Raw genomic sequence first — 13,559 nt, 5'->3', positions numbered from 1 at the left:
ATTGCAAGCGCTGAGGTGGATACGGTTGAGATCCTGAACTACCGCAAGGATGGCACGTCTTTTGTGAATGCCCTGCAAATTGGTCCGATCCTCGATGATGACGGGGCGTTGATGTACTACTTCGGCTCGCAACTGGATGTGACAGCCAAGCGCGAGATGGAGAAGCAAGCCCGCCAGCTTGCCGATGATGAGCTGCTGCACCGGTTGCGCAATATTGTGAACGTGATGAATGTGATTGTGCGCATGACGGGGCGTGAGGAAAATGACACCGCGGCGTTGGCCACCAAGATCGGTGAGCGTCTGACGGCGCTGAGCGATGTGCATTTCAACACGATCCGGCCCAATACGGATGAGGGAACAGAATTTGAAGCGCTGGCTCGGACCATTGTCGCCCCCTACGCGCCGGGCGGTTTGGTGCAGCTCAACCTGTCCGGACCAGCGGTTGCGCTGCCTGCCGGGTTGATTTCGCCCATCACGCTTGGCCTGCACGAGTTGGCAACCAATTCGGTCAAACATGGTGCGCTCAGTGTGGCCGAAGGCCGGGTTGAGCTGCGATGGGTGGTGCAGGACCGCGAAGAGGGGCGCAGCATTGCCTTTCATTGGGAAGAAACCAACGGCCCGCCCGTGGTTGTGCCCGCCCGGCAAAGTGGATCACGCATCATCAAGACCCTGACCACCAGCACCGGCGGCGATATGGCCTTTGATTGGCGCGAAAGTGGGTTGATCGTTAAGGCGGATTTCCCGCTGTGATCCATGGTTGCCATTGCGGCAGGGTTTTTCTAGTCTGAGGAAACGGTCTATTTCAACAACAGGAGGGCAACAGCTGAATATGCGTATCATCCGCCGTCTTCAGCATGGTCCCCGCGCCGCCCTGTAAATCCGTTTGCAGGGCTGATCTGGGAACAATTGCCCATTGGTCTGCCTCAAGCCGCTTTGCGGCCCGTTTTGATATGACTTGAGACCACAATGACACTGTTGAATGTAAATGCCTTGGGCGTGACCCTTGGTGACCCGCTTTTTACCGATCTGAACCTGACCATGTCCAAAGGCGACCGGATCGGTTTGGTTGCTGCGAACGGACGCGGCAAATCCACTTTGATGAGCTGTTTGGCTGGTGAGTTTGAACAGACCACAGGGGACGTGACCCGCGCACGGGGATTGCGCATCGGCCACGTGCAGCAATACGTGCCTGAGGCGGCACAAGAGCTGACGCTTTATGATCTGGTGCTCGACGCCCTCCCGACCGAGCAAGCCGAATACGAAAGCTGGCGCGTGGACGTGGCGCTGGATGAACTTGCGGTGCCGTATGACTTGCAACATCAGCCCCTGAATACGCTCAGCGGTGGCTGGCAGCGCACCGCATTGCTGGCCGCAGCCTGGATCACTGAGCCGGATATGTTGATGTTGGACGAGCCGACCAACCACCTTGATCTGCACCGGATCGGGTTGTTACAGAGCTGGATTGCGGCATTGCCTAGGGAACTGCCGGTGCTGATCACTTCGCATGACCGGGCGTTCCTGGATGCCACCACAAACCGCACGTTGTTCTTGCGTGCGGAACGGTCGCGGGTGTTTGATCTGTCTTTCACACCCGCGCGGGCCGCGCTGGAAGAGGCGGACGCGGCCGACGAGCGCCGCTTTGCCAATGATCTGAACAAGGCGCAGCAGTTGCGCAAACAGGCGGCCAAGCTCAAGAACATCGGGATCAACTCCGGCTCTGATCTGTTGATCACCAAGACCAAGCAGTTGACCGAACGCGCCGCCAAGATGGAAGCTGCGGCCAAACCGGCGCACAAAGAACGCAGCGCGGGCGAGATCAAGCTGGGCAACAGCGGCACCCATGCCAAAGCGTTGATCACCTTTGACGAGGCGGATGTGACCACACCGGACGGGCGGCTGCTGTACCGGACCGGGCAGAAATGGATTTCAAAAGGGGATCGCGTGGTGTTGCTGGGGGCCAATGGCACGGGCAAGACCCAGTTGATCCAGATGGTGCAGCGCGCGTTGGAGGGGCTGGAAGGCAGCGCGGTCAAATCCGCGCCATCGGTGGTGCCTGCCTATTCGGATCAACATCTCAGCCAGCTGGACGATGCTGCGACGCCAATGACAACAGTGGCGGGTCAGTTCGATGTAGGAGACCAACGGGCGCGGGGATTGCTGGCCGGGGCTGGCGTGAACATCCAGATGCAGGACACCAAGATCGGTGCCTTGTCCGGCGGGCAAAAGGCGCGTCTGGCGATGTTGGTGCTGCGGCTGAAGAACCCGAATTTCTATTTGCTAGATGAACCGACCAACCATCTGGATATCGAAGGGCAGGAGGCGCTGGAGGATGAATTGATCGCCCATGGTGCGTCATGTCTGTTGGTCAGTCACGACCGCAGTTTTCTGCGCAATGTGGGCAACAGGTTCTGGTGGATCAACGGCAAGAAGCTGGAAGAGATCGACAGCCCCGATGCCTTTTTGCAAGGCGAAATGGCGGGGGGCTAAGGCCGCAGATTCCATCGGGCAATAAAAAAGGCGCGGACCGGGGTCCACGCCTTTTTCGTAACATACGTTATCAGGTGCCTTACAGGCTGAGACCTGCGTACTTGTTCTTGAACTTGGACACGCGGCCACCGGTGTCCATCAGGCGGGATGTGCCGCCTGTCCATGCGGGGTGCACGGATGGATCGATGTCCAGCGACAACTGGTCGCCTTCTTTGCCCCATGTGGATTTCATCTGCACGATCGTTCCGTCAGTCATTTTGACGTTGATCATGTGGTATTCGGGATGTGTATCGGCTTTCATTGATCCGGCCCCTTACGCTTTTTTCGGCTTGTAGTTGGAATTCTCAACGATACGCGCGGATTTACCACGACGTGAGCGCAAGTAGTACAGTTTGGCGCGACGCACACGGCCACGGCGGACCACTGTGATGCTGTCGATGTTGGTGGAGTGCAGCGGGAATACGCGCTCAACACCTTCGCCGAAGCTGATTTTGCGAACTGTAAAAGACCCGGCAATGCCGTGACCGTTGTTACGGGCGATGCAGACGCCTTCGTAGTTCTGAACACGGGTACGTGTGCCTTCGGTGACTTTAAAGCCAACGCGGATGGTGTCGCCGGCACGGAAATCCGGGATTTCCTTGGCGAGTTCGGCGATTTGTTCCGCCTCAATCTCTGCGATCAGGTTCATCTGACGCTTCTCCTTTGATGCTCGTGGTGTTCCACGAAGTTATTGCGCGATCCAAGAGCTTCGGGGTCTATCGGGACTGCGCCGTAGCGGCCCGCCGGAGGTAGCATCGTCATTCCTTGTTTGCCCTGCACAAAACGCAAAGCACCGGAGACGCGACAAGCGATTCCGGATGGGCGGGGTATAGGGGGGAAGTTTGCGAGGATCAAGGGGGGAAAATCCGCATGGATTTGATCCGAGTTCCACAGCTTTGCCGCTTTGCTTGATCCACGTCAAGGCATGGGGGCGGCACATATGGCTAGGTTGGGCCGCAAGAGGAAAACGGAGATTGAAAGGGGACAGCATGACGGCCAAAACACAGCAGGTAGAGGCAGTGGAGCATTCCGATCGCAGTGCGGCGATTGTTGGGTTTGAGCAGGGCGAATATCCCTACAAAACCAAGCTGGACCGCAAGACTTATGAGGCCGAAAAATCGGCGCTTCAGGTTGAATTGTTGAAAGTACAGCATTGGGTGCAGGAAACCGGCCAGAAGTTTGTACTGTTGTTTGAAGGCCGTGATGCGGCCGGCAAAGGCGGCACAATCAAGCGGTTCACCGAACATCTCAATCCACGTGCAGCCCGTGTTGTGGCCCTGAACAAACCCACGGACGAAGAACGCGGGCAATGGTTCTTTCAACGCTACGTCAAACATCTGCCCACGGCGGGCGAGATCGTTCTGTATGACCGGTCTTGGTACAACCGCGCCGGTGTGGAGCGGGTGATGGATTTTTGCGCTCCGGCGGAATACCTCGAATTCATGCGCCAGACGCCGGAATTTGAACGGATGTTGGTCCGGTCCGGGATCAAGCTGTTCAAATACTGGTTCTCGGTCACGCAAGAAGAGCAAAAGCGCCGCTTTGCCTCGCGGGAGACCGATCCGCTCAAGCGGTGGAAACTGTCCCCGATTGATCGGGCCAGCCTTGATAAGTGGGACGATTACACCGAAGCCAAAGAAGCGATGTTTTTCTACACCGACACCGCCGATGCGCCTTGGACAGTGATCCGGTCAAACGACAAAAAACGCGCCCGGCTGACTTGCATGCGGCATTTCCTGTCACAGCTGGATTACCCGGACAAAGATCACAGCGTGGTCCAAGCGCCCGATCCGTTGATCTTTCATCAGGCCGAAGCCTTGCTGCGCGACAGCGATCACATTCTTGCATCTTCGCTGCATCCGAAGAGCCGGAAACGTACATAAACCCAACAGAAGGAAAATCACCTATGTCTCACACACCACATGAACTGGCCGAAGAGTTCCCGGAATTGGTGGATCAAATGGCGGCCCTGCGTCAGTCTGACAGCCATTTCGAGAAGCTGAGCGATGCCTATCACACGCTGAACCGTGCATTGCACCGGGCAGAAACCGATGTAGAGCCAACAAGCGATGATCACATGGTCGATATGCGCAAGGAACGTATGGCGCTCAAGGACGAGATTTATGCCTATGTGAAGGCCAACACTGAATCGGCTTGAATGAAATAGCGGGGATGGCGATCAGGTATCGCCGTCCTCATCCGTGATCAGATCGGGCCGCCGCGACCGCGTGAGGGCCAACGATTGCGCGCTGCGCCATTTGGCGATTTCCTTGTGATTTCCAGACATCAACACCGGCGGAATTTCACGGTCGTTCCAGATTGCCGGGCGGGTGTATTGCGGATGCTCCAGCAGCCCGTTTGAATGGCTTTCCTCGACTGTGCTTTCGGCATTGCCCAGCACGCCGGGCAGTAGGCGCACGGTTGCGTCGATCATCGCTTGGGCGGCCAGTTCGCCCCCTGTCATCACAAAATCCCCAAGCGAGACCTCGGTGATGCCGTAGTGTTCGATGACCCGTTCATCGACCCCTTCAAACCGTCCACACAGCATGGTGACCCCTGCACATCCCGCCAGATCACGGGCCATCGCCTGATCAAAGCGGCGTCCGCGCGGCGACATATAGAGGATCGGCCAGCGGCCATGGGCGTGGCCCTGCGCCGCCTCAATCGCGGGGCCAACCACATCGGCACGCATCACCATGCCTGCACCGCCGCCCGCTGGGGTGTCATCGACATTGCGGTGTTTGCCAATTCCGAATTGGCGCAGATCATGAGTGTGCAATTGCCAAAGCCCGTCCTGCAAGGCCTTGCCGGTCAGGCTGGCCCCCAGAACACCGGGAAAAAGGTCGGGAAAAAGCGTCACGATCCGGGCCTGCCAAACATCGGCATAATCCGGTTTGTCCTGCATCAGCTCGCGCGGTTGCAGCGTGGCGCGAATGGATTGGCGGCCGTGGGACCGTGTCGGTTTCATCTGTCCTGCACCTTGTTCAAGAGTGCCGCTTTGGCGGCATTGCGGGCCTCGGCCCCGTCATGGGTGCGGTTGATCTGCAACATCTGCTGCAGGATGTCATCCTCCAATCGTGTATTGGCGGGGGCGGGCGCTTGCAGGGTGCTGCGCAAGGCAAGCGGGATCTTGCAGAGATCCAGCAGGGGATCGACGGTTCCAAGCGGCAGGTCAGCACAGTCTTCAAGCGCGGCGTGATGCACCGGCGCGGGCACGCGGCTGGCGATCTCCTGAACCATAGCATCAAGTTCGGCAGCCTCTGCATATTTGCGTTCAAACGCCGCGAAATCCATCGTCATGCCGGACGATTTGACATGTTCGGACCATGCTGAGCGCAGCCAAGCGTCCGGGGCGCGTGTGGTCAGGTAGATCAGAATGTCGGCCTTTGGGAAGCGTTGGCGGATGCTGTCCCAGAACGCATAAAGCAGAACGGGGGAGGCGGAATAATCCATCAGGTCGCCGCGACCGGGCAGATGGCCGCAAAGTTCCTCGGAAGAGATAATCAAACTGCGTCGTGGCATGCCGGGGAGATCGCTCAACATCGCCTCAAACCGGTCTTGTACCTTGAGCATTGTCAGGGGATCGCGCCATGTTGAATAGCCACGCGTGGCGGACAGCAAATCCTTGAGATGCCAACGCAGGCGCAGCGCGATGTGTTTTTTCAGCGCGGTGCGGTTCTCGCGCAGGGTGGCTTGAAGGGTGGTCGTGCCGGTCTTGTGAAACCCTGCATGCAGGATGATCCGGCGCGGCATCAGCCTTTGTCCGTTTCCGGCAGAATGCCCAAAGGCGGATCAGCGACGATGCGGCCCGCGCTGAGATCCACGGTCGGGACCGCAGCCTTGGTGAAGGGCACAAATGTCGTGGCGGAGGTTCCGGCCAATTGCAGTTCCAGCAGATCGTCCGCGCCGTGGTTCTGAACGGTCTTCACACGGCCCAGCAGTACGCCGCCGGTGTCATAGACCTCAAGATCGATCAAATCGGCATGATAAAATTCGTCGTCGGGCAGGGAAGGCATCTGATCCCGGTCGGCAAAAAGGTTCACACCGCGCAGGGCGTCCGCGTCTTCCTTGGTGGCGACATCTGCGATGCGGGCGGAAAACCCGTTCTTGATGGGGCGCAGGATGGCCAGGGCAAACTGGCGGCTGCCATCCTCGGACCACAGCGGGGTGTAGTTTTCGATGTCTTCGGGGGTGGCGCAAAAGCTTTTGATGCGCAGTTCGCCCTTAACGCCATAAGCGCCGGCAATGGCCCCTACACAAATTCTGTCGGTCATTGCAAAAGCTCCGAATTGACGCAGATCGTGCCGGTCCATTCACCCTCGCCATTGGCGCATTCGGCGGCCATCTGCATGCGGTCATATTTGATGCCAAGGCCAAAGCCGATGGCGGCGGCAAACAGCAAGATGATCAGGCGCAACATATCAGCGTGTCTCGATATTCAGATGCCGGGCGCGATGTTCCCAGCCTTTGGTTTCCAGTTCCGGCGTCAGGCTCTCTTCCTTTGGCCAGCCAAGGCAGAGATAGGCCACCAGATGCCACCCTTCCTTGGCCTTAAGATCACGGCTCAGGCGATCCGGGTCAAGCACGGAGACCCAGCCGATGCCCAAACCATAGGCGCGGGCAGCAAGCCACATCTGGGTGACGGCGCCAACCACCGAATACCGGCGCATTTCCGGCATTGAAGCGGCACCCAGGCCGCTGCCCTTGCTTGTGGTGTCATCGCAAAAGATTGCCAGTTGCACGGGGGCATCTTGCATGCCCGACAATTTGAGAGAGGCATAAAGGGCCGCCTGATCACCGTCATAGCCGGCAAGGGCCGTTTCATTTGCGGTTCTGAAATTCTCAAGCGCGGCTTGTCGCGCGGTGTCCGAGGCCACGCGCAGGATGCGCCAGGGCTCTGACAGGCCCACGGAGGGGGCGAAGTTGAAGGTGTCGAGGCAGGTTTGCACCAAGGCCTCGTCCACCGGATCGGTGCGAAAGTGGCGCACATCGCGCCGCCAGCGCATCAGGTCGTGCAGCCCGGCACGGAAATCATCACAAAACTGTTCCATGCCGGGCGCTGGTCTTGATTATTCTGCTGCGGCTTCGTCAGCAGGTGCCTCTTCGGCCGGGGCTGCGGCGGCTTCGGCTGCTGCTGCGGCTTTGGCGGCTTTCTCTTCTACACGTTCCTGAGCTTTCTTACCCGGTGTGCCTTTGTTGGGGTTGTTGCGTGCAACTTTTTCTTTCACGCCAGCCGCTTCGAGCATACGTGCAACGCGCTCTGTTGGCTGGGCGCCCTTGGAGATCCAGTCCTGGATCTTTTCGATGTCCATTTTCACGCGCTCTTCGCTGTCTTTTGGCAGCAGCGGGTTATATGTGCCCAGCTTTTCGATGAAACGGCCATCGCGTGGCATGCGGCTGTCCGCTGCAACGATACGGTAGAAGGGGCGCTTTTTGGAGCCGCCGCGGGCGAGACGAATTTTCATAGCCATGGTGTGTAGTCCTTTTGGATTTGATGCCGGAGTGAACCCCGGTTTACGATTGGTGCTTTTTGTGGTGCTGAATGACTTCAGCGATGATGAAGTTGAGAAACTTCTTGGCGAATTCGGGATCGAGGTCGGCCTCTTTCGCCAAATCTTCGAGCCGTGCGATCTGGTCCGCTTCGCGGTTTGGATCGGACGGGGGAAGGTCGTGTTCGGCTTTGAGTTTCCCCACTGCCTGTGTGTGTTTGAACCGCTCGCCCAGTGTGAAGACGAGGATCGCGTCGAGCCGGTCAATGGAGGCGCGGTGGCCTTTGAGCACGTCTGCTGCGCGGGTTACGGGGTCAGTCATGCGAAATTCCTCCGGTCATTGGACGTGATCCCATTGCCGCGCTGACGCTCGATGAGATTATGGGCGCCTGTTGCATCCTGAGCCCACGTCATCGGCGCGGCGGCCGTGGATCGGGCGGTGGCCCGTTTTGCGCAGAGGTGCTTGAGCCGCAGGTTTGCGCTCAAGTCACCTGTGCGAGGGTGGGTGGCGATTCCGCCCAGCGTCAAGGACAGGCCAATCAAAGATTGGTCGCTGCGCGATCCTTGACCCTGCGCAGAATCACCGGTGAAGAGGCAGGTCATTGCGGCACCTCATGTCGGTAGACCACATCGGTCTCGTCATGTGGGATGGCGGCGGGATCGGGGCGGGCGCCAAGTCGTTTGGCCAGTGCGATGGAGCGCGTGTTGTCTTTGTGGATGTAGCTGACAAGGCTGACCGGTTTAAGCGTGTTACGGGCATAGGTCAGGGCGAGGTTGGTCGCCTCGCCTGCGATGCCGCGCCCCTCGAAGCCGTCAAAGACCATCCAGCCAAGTTCCGTTTCGGCAAAATGTGGGGGGTGGGTAATGGCAACCTGTCCGGCAAAATCGCCGTCTTGGGTTTCAATGGCCCAGCCGCCCATTCCGGTCAGGTCCCAGCTGCCGACTTCGGAGGCAAAGCCGTACCACAGGTGGGTCTTGTTGTTCGGCACATCCATCAGGGCAGCACGAGGAGACTGGTAGAAAGCCCAGAAGGCATCCATATCAGACAGCCGGTGTGGCCGCAGGCGGATTGTGTCGCCGGTGAGGATCGGGGCTTGTGTCACAGCTGATCGCCCTCCAGCGCGCGGCCGTCGAGAACCGGGCGGGTAAAGCTGCGGTCATAGCGTCGGATGCAGCTGGTGCGTTCCGCAAAGGCATAGGCGGCCTGGCATTCGGGGTCTTGTGCCATGCGGCTGCGGTAGTCTTCGTAGGCGGCGAGGCTGGTAAATGAAAAGTGGCAATAGGCAATGTCATTGGCGCCCTCATGGGGCAGCCAATAGCCGTGATGCGTGCCGCCCATGCGGTTGACGATCTTGATCCACGCCCGTGCGTAGGTTTCAAAATCATCAACCTTGGCCGGGTCAATTTCATATGTCAGCGAGCAGGTGATCATTTCTTTTTGCCAAACCCGGAGAGACCGGAAGGCAGGCCCATGCCGCCGCCCATGCCGCCCAGACCGCCGGGCAGTTTGCCGCCCATTTGTTTGGCGGCGGCTTCCAATGCTTTGGGGTCCATGCCTTGGGCCATTGCAGCAGGGTCCATGCCACCTTTGCCGAACATGCCTTTCATGGCCTGTTTCAGCATGCCGCCTTTGCCCATCTTGCCCATCTTTTTCATCATGTCGGACATCTGGCGGTGCATTTTCATCAGCTTGTTGAGATCGGACACTTCCATGCCCGCGCCCTTGGCGATGCGTTTCTTGCGGGAGGCCTGCAACAGCTGTGGGTTGGCGCGTTCGCGTTTGGTCATGGACTGGATCAGCGCGATTTGCTGTTTGAGGATCTTGTCATCAAGGCCTGCGTCTTCGACCTGTTTGGCCATTTTGCCCATGCCGGGCATCATGCCCATCATGCCTTGCATGCCGCCCATCTTGATCATTTGTTCAAGCTGCATTTTCAGGTCGTTCATGTTGAACTGACCTTTGGTCATGCGGCGCATCATCTTTTCGGCTTGTTCGGCCTCGATGGTTTCCTGCGCCTTTTCAACCAGCGCGACGATGTCGCCCATGCCAAGGATACGGCCTGCCACACGTTCAGGTTCAAAGGTTTCCAGCGCGTCCAGCTTTTCGCCCAGGCCGACAAATTTGATCGGCTTGCCGGTAACGGCACGCATGGATAGGGCTGCGCCGCCGCGTCCGTCGCCATCCATCCGGGTGAGGACCACGCCAGTGATACCGATGCGTTCGTCAAAGTTTTCTGCGGTGTGCACAGCGTCCTGACCCGTCAGGCCATCGACCACCAGCAGGGTTTCGCGCGGGGTGGCGACATCGCGCACCGCTTTGACCTGTTGCATCAGCTCTTCGTCGATGGACAGGCGCCCCGCGGTATCAAGCATATAGACGTCATAGCCACCAAGGCCGGCCTGGGTCTTGGCGCGTTTGGCGATGGCGACGGGATCTTCGCCTTTGACAATCGGCAGGGTGTCGACGCCGATCTGGTTGCCGAGGATCGCCAACTGTTCCATCGCGGCGGGGCGGTTCACGTCAAGCGAGGCCATCAGCACGCGTTTGCCGTCTTTTTCCTTGAGGCGTTTGGCGAGTTTGGCGGTTGTGGTGGTCTTACCGCCGCCTTGCAGGCCGACCATCAGGATCGGGGCTGGCGGATTGTCGACCTTAAGCGCGCCGGGCTCACCTTCGCCTTGCAGCACGTCGATCAGGGCGTCGTGGACAATTTTGACGACCTGCTGACCGGGGGTGATGGACTTGGTGACGGCCTGACCTGTGGCTTGATCCTGCACCGCTTTGACAAAGTCGCGGGCGACGGGCAGCGATACGTCTGCCTCAAGCAGGGCCACACGCACCTCGCGCAGGGCGGTTTTGACATCGTCCTCGGACAGGGCGCCCTGTTTGGTCAGGCGGTCAAAGACACCGGAAAGGCGTTCGCTGAGATTTTCAAACATGGGCATAGGCCCTTTCGTCGGTCGGTTGCGGGATGTCCCTAACTTAGGAACGCCAGCGTGAATGCACAAATGCCCCCGTGGGCGCAACGCGCTGACGGGGGGCGATCCCGACAATAGGCCGGGACCGGAAGGCAATGCTTCCGGGAATTGAGGGCGATTTACGCGGCAGGGGGCGCTGAGTCAAGGGTGGCAAGCCAATCGTTGATGGCCGCTTCGGCGCGGCGGGCGCCGCTGCCGCTGGAATAGACCAGAGTGATCGGATGGGTCCCTGCGTCCATGCCGCCGCTGAAGTGTAGCGCCGCGCGGTAGGTGTTGGTGTCGCCCGAATGCGAGGTTTCGACCAAGGCCCGATCCAGATCATGCAGATCCCAGCTGCGCCGGCGATAGCCAAGCAGCGATTTGCGCCGCAGCTCCACCAGATTGCGCGGGCGGTCGAGGATCAGTTGGGTGCGCCGTATAAAGGCTGTGGTAAAGCCGCCGCCCATCACCAGCCCGCCCAGAAGGAAGGCAATGCCGGTGCCCGGTTCGGTGCGAATGGTCACAAGGCCAACGCCCACAAAGACCAGTGAAAAGACCGAGATAAAGATCGCAAGCCAGAGCGGATTGTTTTCGATGATCAACTGATCGGGGGTGTTGCGGGTGATCTTCATCGGGGCAGTATGCCACTGGATTTTCCCGCGCCAAGTGATTTTACGCTTGCCCCGACTGGGCGATCCGGCATTTTGCAGGGCATGGACAATTGGGACGAGATCAGGACCGCCTTTCAGGTCGCCCGTATGGGCACGGTCAGCGGCGCGGCCGAAGTGTTGGGTGTGCATCATGCCACCGTCATCCGCCATATTGATGCGCTGGAACAACGGTTGGGTGCCAAGTTGTTTCAACGTCATGCCCGTGGCTATACGCCGACCGAGGCGGGCGAGGATCTGTTGCGCGTTGCGCAATCGGCGGATGATCAGTTCAGCCAGTTGTCAGGTCGGATCAAGGGGCGCGGATCTGACGTGGCCGGGGATCTGGTTGTGACCTCGCTGGTGTCGCTGGCGGGATATATGGCCCCGATGCTGGCGCGGTTTCAACAGCTGCACCCGGCGGTCGTGGTCAGATATGTGACAGGAGAGCGGTTGTTTCGCCTTGAGTATGGCGAGGCCCATGTGGCTGTGCGGGCCGGCGCAGCGCCTGAGCAGCCGGACAATGTGGTGCAGCCCTTGGTCCAGTTGCAGATGGCGGCCTATGCCAGCACATCCTATGTCGAGGCTCATGGTGTGCCAAGCAGCCCAGAGGATTATGCGAAGCACCGTTTTGTCGGTCCGGAAAACCGCGAAAGCCGTGCGCCTTGTTATGTCTGGATGCGCAAGATGGTGCCAGAGAGCGCGGTCACTTTCCGCTGTACGGATGCAGGGGCTGTCGGCTCTGCAATCCTGTCGGGGGCGGGGATCGGTTTTATGCCAGTGACCGAAGCGCAGAAGTATCCCGATCTGGTTCAAGTGCATGCCGCTCGGGACGAATGGGCATCGCCGCTTTGGCTGGTGACCCATGTGGATTTGCACCGCACTTTTAAGGTGCAGGCGCTGTTGTCCTTCATCAAAGATGAAGTCAAAGAGGAGGGCTGGTGAGCCCTGGCGCACAGGGGCATGTTGCCATGCTTGCGTTTTCCGCTTTGGTCGCCGGGTCGTTCTCATTGGGGGCGATGGTTGCCAATGATATTGCGCCATCTGCGATTACCGCCCTGCGGTTTTGTCTGGGTGCCGCGCTGGTTGGGCTTATCACCTATCTGCGTGGCGGCTTTCGGACGGGCGACTTTGCCGCGCCTTGGCGCTACCTGATCCTGGGCGGATTGTTCGCGTTCTATTTTGTGATGATGTTCGAGGGGCTCAAGACCGCGCCACCGGTCAGTGCGGCGTCTGTGTTTACTCTGGTGCCGGTCATGTCCGCGATCTTTGCCTGGTTCCTGCTGCGTCAGGTGATGACAGGGCGGATGGCGGCAGCACTGGCCATCGGGGCCGCAGGGGCGCTTTGGGTGATTTTTCGGGCGGATCTGTCGGCGTTGCTTGGCTTTGACGTGGGGCGGGGCGAGGTGATCTATTTCATCGGCTGTGTCTCGCATGCGATCTACACACCGATGGTGCGGCGGCTGAACCGGGGTGAAAGCATCTTTAGTTTTACTTTCGGGATGCTGGTGGCGGGCTCTATCGTCCTGCTGATCTATGCCGCACCTGATCTGGCGGTGACCCAATGGGCCGCCCTCCCGGGGATGGTCTGGGTCACGCTGGCCTATGTGGTGATTATTGCGACTGCCGCAACTGCGCTGCTGCTGCAATTTGCGACCCTGCGCCTGCCGTCGGCCAAGGTGATGGCCTATACTTACCTGACGCCGACATGGGTAATCGTCTGGGAAATTGCGCTGGGCAATGGCGTGCCCTCGGTTCTGACGCTGGGCGGTGTGGCCCTGACCATTTTTGCACTGCTGATGCTTTTGCGGGATGATGGCGCGGCACCCAAAGCAGGGTAAAGGAACCTTTTGCGGGTTCAGGCGTTAAGCTGTGCAAAATATGAAAGGCCTCGCCATGCGAAACATTATTTATCTTGTCGGACTTGTTGTGATTGTTCTTG

19 protein-coding genes are annotated in these 13,559 nt (G+C 59.1%); 6 read left to right on the top strand and 13 right to left on the bottom strand.

Annotated elements, in window-relative coordinates; all coding sequences use genetic code 11:
- Nucleotides 1-15: 15 nt before the first annotated feature.
- Nucleotides 16-750 (top strand): HWE histidine kinase domain-containing protein, encoded by a 735-nt coding sequence (locus C8N31_RS00490; protein WP_211313759.1) that lies wholly within the window; start codon nucleotides 16-18, stop codon nucleotides 748-750.
- Between the two features lie 216 nt (nucleotides 751-966).
- Nucleotides 967-2,487, top strand: a complete 1,521-nt coding sequence (locus tag C8N31_RS00485; protein ID WP_025046989.1) for an ABC-F family ATP-binding cassette domain-containing protein — start codon at nucleotides 967-969, stop codon at nucleotides 2,485-2,487.
- 79 nt (nucleotides 2,488-2,566) lie between these two features.
- On the opposite strand, the gene rpmE is transcribed toward C8N31_RS00485, so the two are convergent.
- Both rpmE and rplS read right to left on the bottom strand, forming a co-directional pair.
- Nucleotides 2,567-2,788: a 50S ribosomal protein L31 gene (gene rpmE, locus C8N31_RS00480; RefSeq protein ID WP_025046988.1), complete on the bottom strand. Its 222-nt coding sequence runs from the start codon at nucleotides 2,786-2,788 to the stop codon at nucleotides 2,567-2,569.
- Nucleotides 2,789-2,800: 12 nt separating this feature from the next.
- Nucleotides 2,801-3,175 (bottom strand): 50S ribosomal protein L19, encoded by a 375-nt coding sequence (gene rplS / locus C8N31_RS00475; protein WP_025046987.1) that lies wholly within the window; start codon nucleotides 3,173-3,175, stop codon nucleotides 2,801-2,803.
- A 340-nt stretch (nucleotides 3,176-3,515) separates the two neighbouring features.
- Between rplS and ppk2 the strand changes: the two genes are divergently transcribed.
- A complete protein-coding gene (gene ppk2 / locus C8N31_RS00470; RefSeq protein WP_025046986.1) occupies nucleotides 3,516-4,409 on the top strand; it encodes a polyphosphate kinase 2 in 894 nt (297 codons plus the stop codon).
- Nucleotides 4,410-4,432: 23 nt separating this feature from the next.
- Nucleotides 4,433-4,684, top strand: a complete 252-nt coding sequence (locus C8N31_RS00465; RefSeq protein WP_025046985.1) for an HP1242/YdcH family protein — start codon at nucleotides 4,433-4,435, stop codon at nucleotides 4,682-4,684.
- Nucleotides 4,685-4,705: 21 nt separating this feature from the next.
- Here C8N31_RS00465 and trmD read toward each other — a convergent pair whose 3' ends face one another.
- The 11 genes from trmD to C8N31_RS00410 form a co-directional block, all read right to left on the bottom strand.
- Entirely contained in the window at nucleotides 4,706-5,494 is a 789-nt protein-coding gene (trmD, locus tag C8N31_RS00460) for a tRNA (guanosine(37)-N1)-methyltransferase TrmD (RefSeq protein WP_025046984.1), read from the bottom strand.
- Complete coding sequence (locus C8N31_RS00455) at nucleotides 5,491-6,279, bottom strand: hypothetical protein (protein ID WP_025046983.1); 789 nt, start codon at nucleotides 6,277-6,279, stop codon at nucleotides 5,491-5,493. Before C8N31_RS00455 ends, trmD begins: the two co-directional genes overlap by 4 nt.
- Nucleotides 6,279-6,800 carry a ribosome maturation factor RimM gene (rimM, locus tag C8N31_RS00450; protein WP_025046982.1) on the bottom strand — a complete coding sequence of 174 codons (522 nt, stop codon included), beginning with the start codon at nucleotides 6,798-6,800 and terminating at the stop codon, nucleotides 6,279-6,281. Before rimM ends, C8N31_RS00455 begins: the two co-directional genes overlap by 1 nt.
- Complete coding sequence (locus C8N31_RS20240; protein ID WP_170116147.1) at nucleotides 6,797-6,946, bottom strand: hypothetical protein; 150 nt, start codon at nucleotides 6,944-6,946, stop codon at nucleotides 6,797-6,799. Before C8N31_RS20240 ends, rimM begins: the two co-directional genes overlap by 4 nt.
- Before the next feature lies 1 nt (nucleotide 6,947).
- Nucleotides 6,948-7,577 (bottom strand): 5,6-dimethylbenzimidazole synthase, encoded by a 630-nt coding sequence (bluB, locus tag C8N31_RS00445; protein ID WP_025046981.1) that lies wholly within the window; start codon nucleotides 7,575-7,577, stop codon nucleotides 6,948-6,950.
- Between the two features lie 18 nt (nucleotides 7,578-7,595).
- Nucleotides 7,596-7,997 carry a 30S ribosomal protein S16 gene (rpsP, locus tag C8N31_RS00440; RefSeq protein WP_025046980.1) on the bottom strand — a complete coding sequence of 134 codons (402 nt, stop codon included), beginning with the start codon at nucleotides 7,995-7,997 and terminating at the stop codon, nucleotides 7,596-7,598.
- 43 nt (nucleotides 7,998-8,040) lie between these two features.
- Nucleotides 8,041-8,337 (bottom strand): chorismate mutase, encoded by a 297-nt coding sequence (locus C8N31_RS00435; protein ID WP_025046979.1) that lies wholly within the window; start codon nucleotides 8,335-8,337, stop codon nucleotides 8,041-8,043.
- Between the two features lie 277 nt (nucleotides 8,338-8,614).
- Complete coding sequence (locus C8N31_RS00425) at nucleotides 8,615-9,118, bottom strand: GNAT family N-acetyltransferase (RefSeq protein ID WP_025046977.1); 504 nt, start codon at nucleotides 9,116-9,118, stop codon at nucleotides 8,615-8,617.
- Nucleotides 9,115-9,447 carry an NIPSNAP family protein gene (locus C8N31_RS00420; RefSeq protein WP_025046976.1) on the bottom strand — a complete coding sequence of 111 codons (333 nt, stop codon included), beginning with the start codon at nucleotides 9,445-9,447 and terminating at the stop codon, nucleotides 9,115-9,117. Before C8N31_RS00420 ends, C8N31_RS00425 begins: the two co-directional genes overlap by 4 nt.
- Nucleotides 9,444-10,952 carry a signal recognition particle protein gene (gene ffh / locus C8N31_RS00415; protein ID WP_025046975.1) on the bottom strand — a complete coding sequence of 503 codons (1,509 nt, stop codon included), beginning with the start codon at nucleotides 10,950-10,952 and terminating at the stop codon, nucleotides 9,444-9,446. The genes C8N31_RS00420 and ffh overlap by 4 nt, the downstream gene beginning before the upstream one ends.
- A gap of 158 nt (nucleotides 10,953-11,110) precedes the next feature.
- Nucleotides 11,111-11,602, bottom strand: a complete 492-nt coding sequence (locus tag C8N31_RS00410) for a hypothetical protein (RefSeq protein ID WP_025046974.1) — start codon at nucleotides 11,600-11,602, stop codon at nucleotides 11,111-11,113.
- A gap of 81 nt (nucleotides 11,603-11,683) precedes the next feature.
- Between C8N31_RS00410 and C8N31_RS00405 the strand changes: the two genes are divergently transcribed.
- Both C8N31_RS00405 and C8N31_RS00400 read left to right on the top strand, forming a co-directional pair.
- Nucleotides 11,684-12,562: a LysR family transcriptional regulator gene (locus C8N31_RS00405; RefSeq protein ID WP_025046973.1), complete on the top strand. Its 879-nt coding sequence runs from the start codon at nucleotides 11,684-11,686 to the stop codon at nucleotides 12,560-12,562.
- Nucleotides 12,559-13,458, top strand: coding sequence for a DMT family transporter (locus C8N31_RS00400; protein WP_025046972.1), 900 nt, complete (start codon nucleotides 12,559-12,561; stop codon nucleotides 13,456-13,458). Before C8N31_RS00405 ends, C8N31_RS00400 begins: the two co-directional genes overlap by 4 nt.
- The last annotated feature ends 101 nt before the right edge of the window (nucleotides 13,459-13,559 follow it).

Source organism: Sulfitobacter mediterraneus (assembly GCF_003054325.1).
GTDB classification, from domain to species: Bacteria; Pseudomonadota; Alphaproteobacteria; order Rhodobacterales; family Rhodobacteraceae; genus Sulfitobacter; species Sulfitobacter mediterraneus.
The sequence above is the reverse complement of the archived record's forward strand: the minus strand, read 5'-3'. Positions and strand labels throughout refer to the sequence as shown.

Bases quoted from the DNA above. Each gene is read 5' to 3' on its own strand.
- C8N31_RS00485 (WP_025046989.1), top strand. From the start codon at position 967: ATGACACTGTTGAATGTAAATGCCTTGGGCGTGACCCTTGGTGACCCG.
- rpmE (WP_025046988.1), bottom strand. From the start codon at position 2,788: ATGAAAGCCGATACACATCCCGAATACCACATGATCAACGTCAAAATG.
- rplS (WP_025046987.1), bottom strand. From the start codon at position 3,175: ATGAACCTGATCGCAGAGATTGAGGCGGAACAAATCGCCGAACTCGCC.
- ppk2 (WP_025046986.1), top strand. From the start codon at position 3,516: ATGACGGCCAAAACACAGCAGGTAGAGGCAGTGGAGCATTCCGATCGC.
- C8N31_RS00465 (WP_025046985.1), top strand. From the start codon at position 4,433: ATGTCTCACACACCACATGAACTGGCCGAAGAGTTCCCGGAATTGGTG.
- trmD (WP_025046984.1), bottom strand. From the start codon at position 5,494: ATGAAACCGACACGGTCCCACGGCCGCCAATCCATTCGCGCCACGCTG.
- C8N31_RS00455 (WP_025046983.1), bottom strand. From the start codon at position 6,279: ATGCCGCGCCGGATCATCCTGCATGCAGGGTTTCACAAGACCGGCACG.
- rimM (WP_025046982.1), bottom strand. From the start codon at position 6,800: ATGACCGACAGAATTTGTGTAGGGGCCATTGCCGGCGCTTATGGCGTT.
- C8N31_RS20240 (WP_170116147.1), bottom strand. From the start codon at position 6,946: ATGTTGCGCCTGATCATCTTGCTGTTTGCCGCCGCCATCGGCTTTGGC.
- bluB (WP_025046981.1), bottom strand. From the start codon at position 7,577: ATGGAACAGTTTTGTGATGATTTCCGTGCCGGGCTGCACGACCTGATG.
- rpsP (WP_025046980.1), bottom strand. From the start codon at position 7,997: ATGGCTATGAAAATTCGTCTCGCCCGCGGCGGCTCCAAAAAGCGCCCC.
- C8N31_RS00435 (WP_025046979.1), bottom strand. From the start codon at position 8,337: ATGACTGACCCCGTAACCCGCGCAGCAGACGTGCTCAAAGGCCACCGC.
- C8N31_RS00420 (WP_025046976.1), bottom strand. From the start codon at position 9,447: ATGATCACCTGCTCGCTGACATATGAAATTGACCCGGCCAAGGTTGAT.
- ffh (WP_025046975.1), bottom strand. From the start codon at position 10,952: ATGTTTGAAAATCTCAGCGAACGCCTTTCCGGTGTCTTTGACCGCCTG.
- C8N31_RS00410 (WP_025046974.1), bottom strand. From the start codon at position 11,602: ATGAAGATCACCCGCAACACCCCCGATCAGTTGATCATCGAAAACAAT.
- C8N31_RS00405 (WP_025046973.1), top strand. From the start codon at position 11,684: ATGGACAATTGGGACGAGATCAGGACCGCCTTTCAGGTCGCCCGTATG.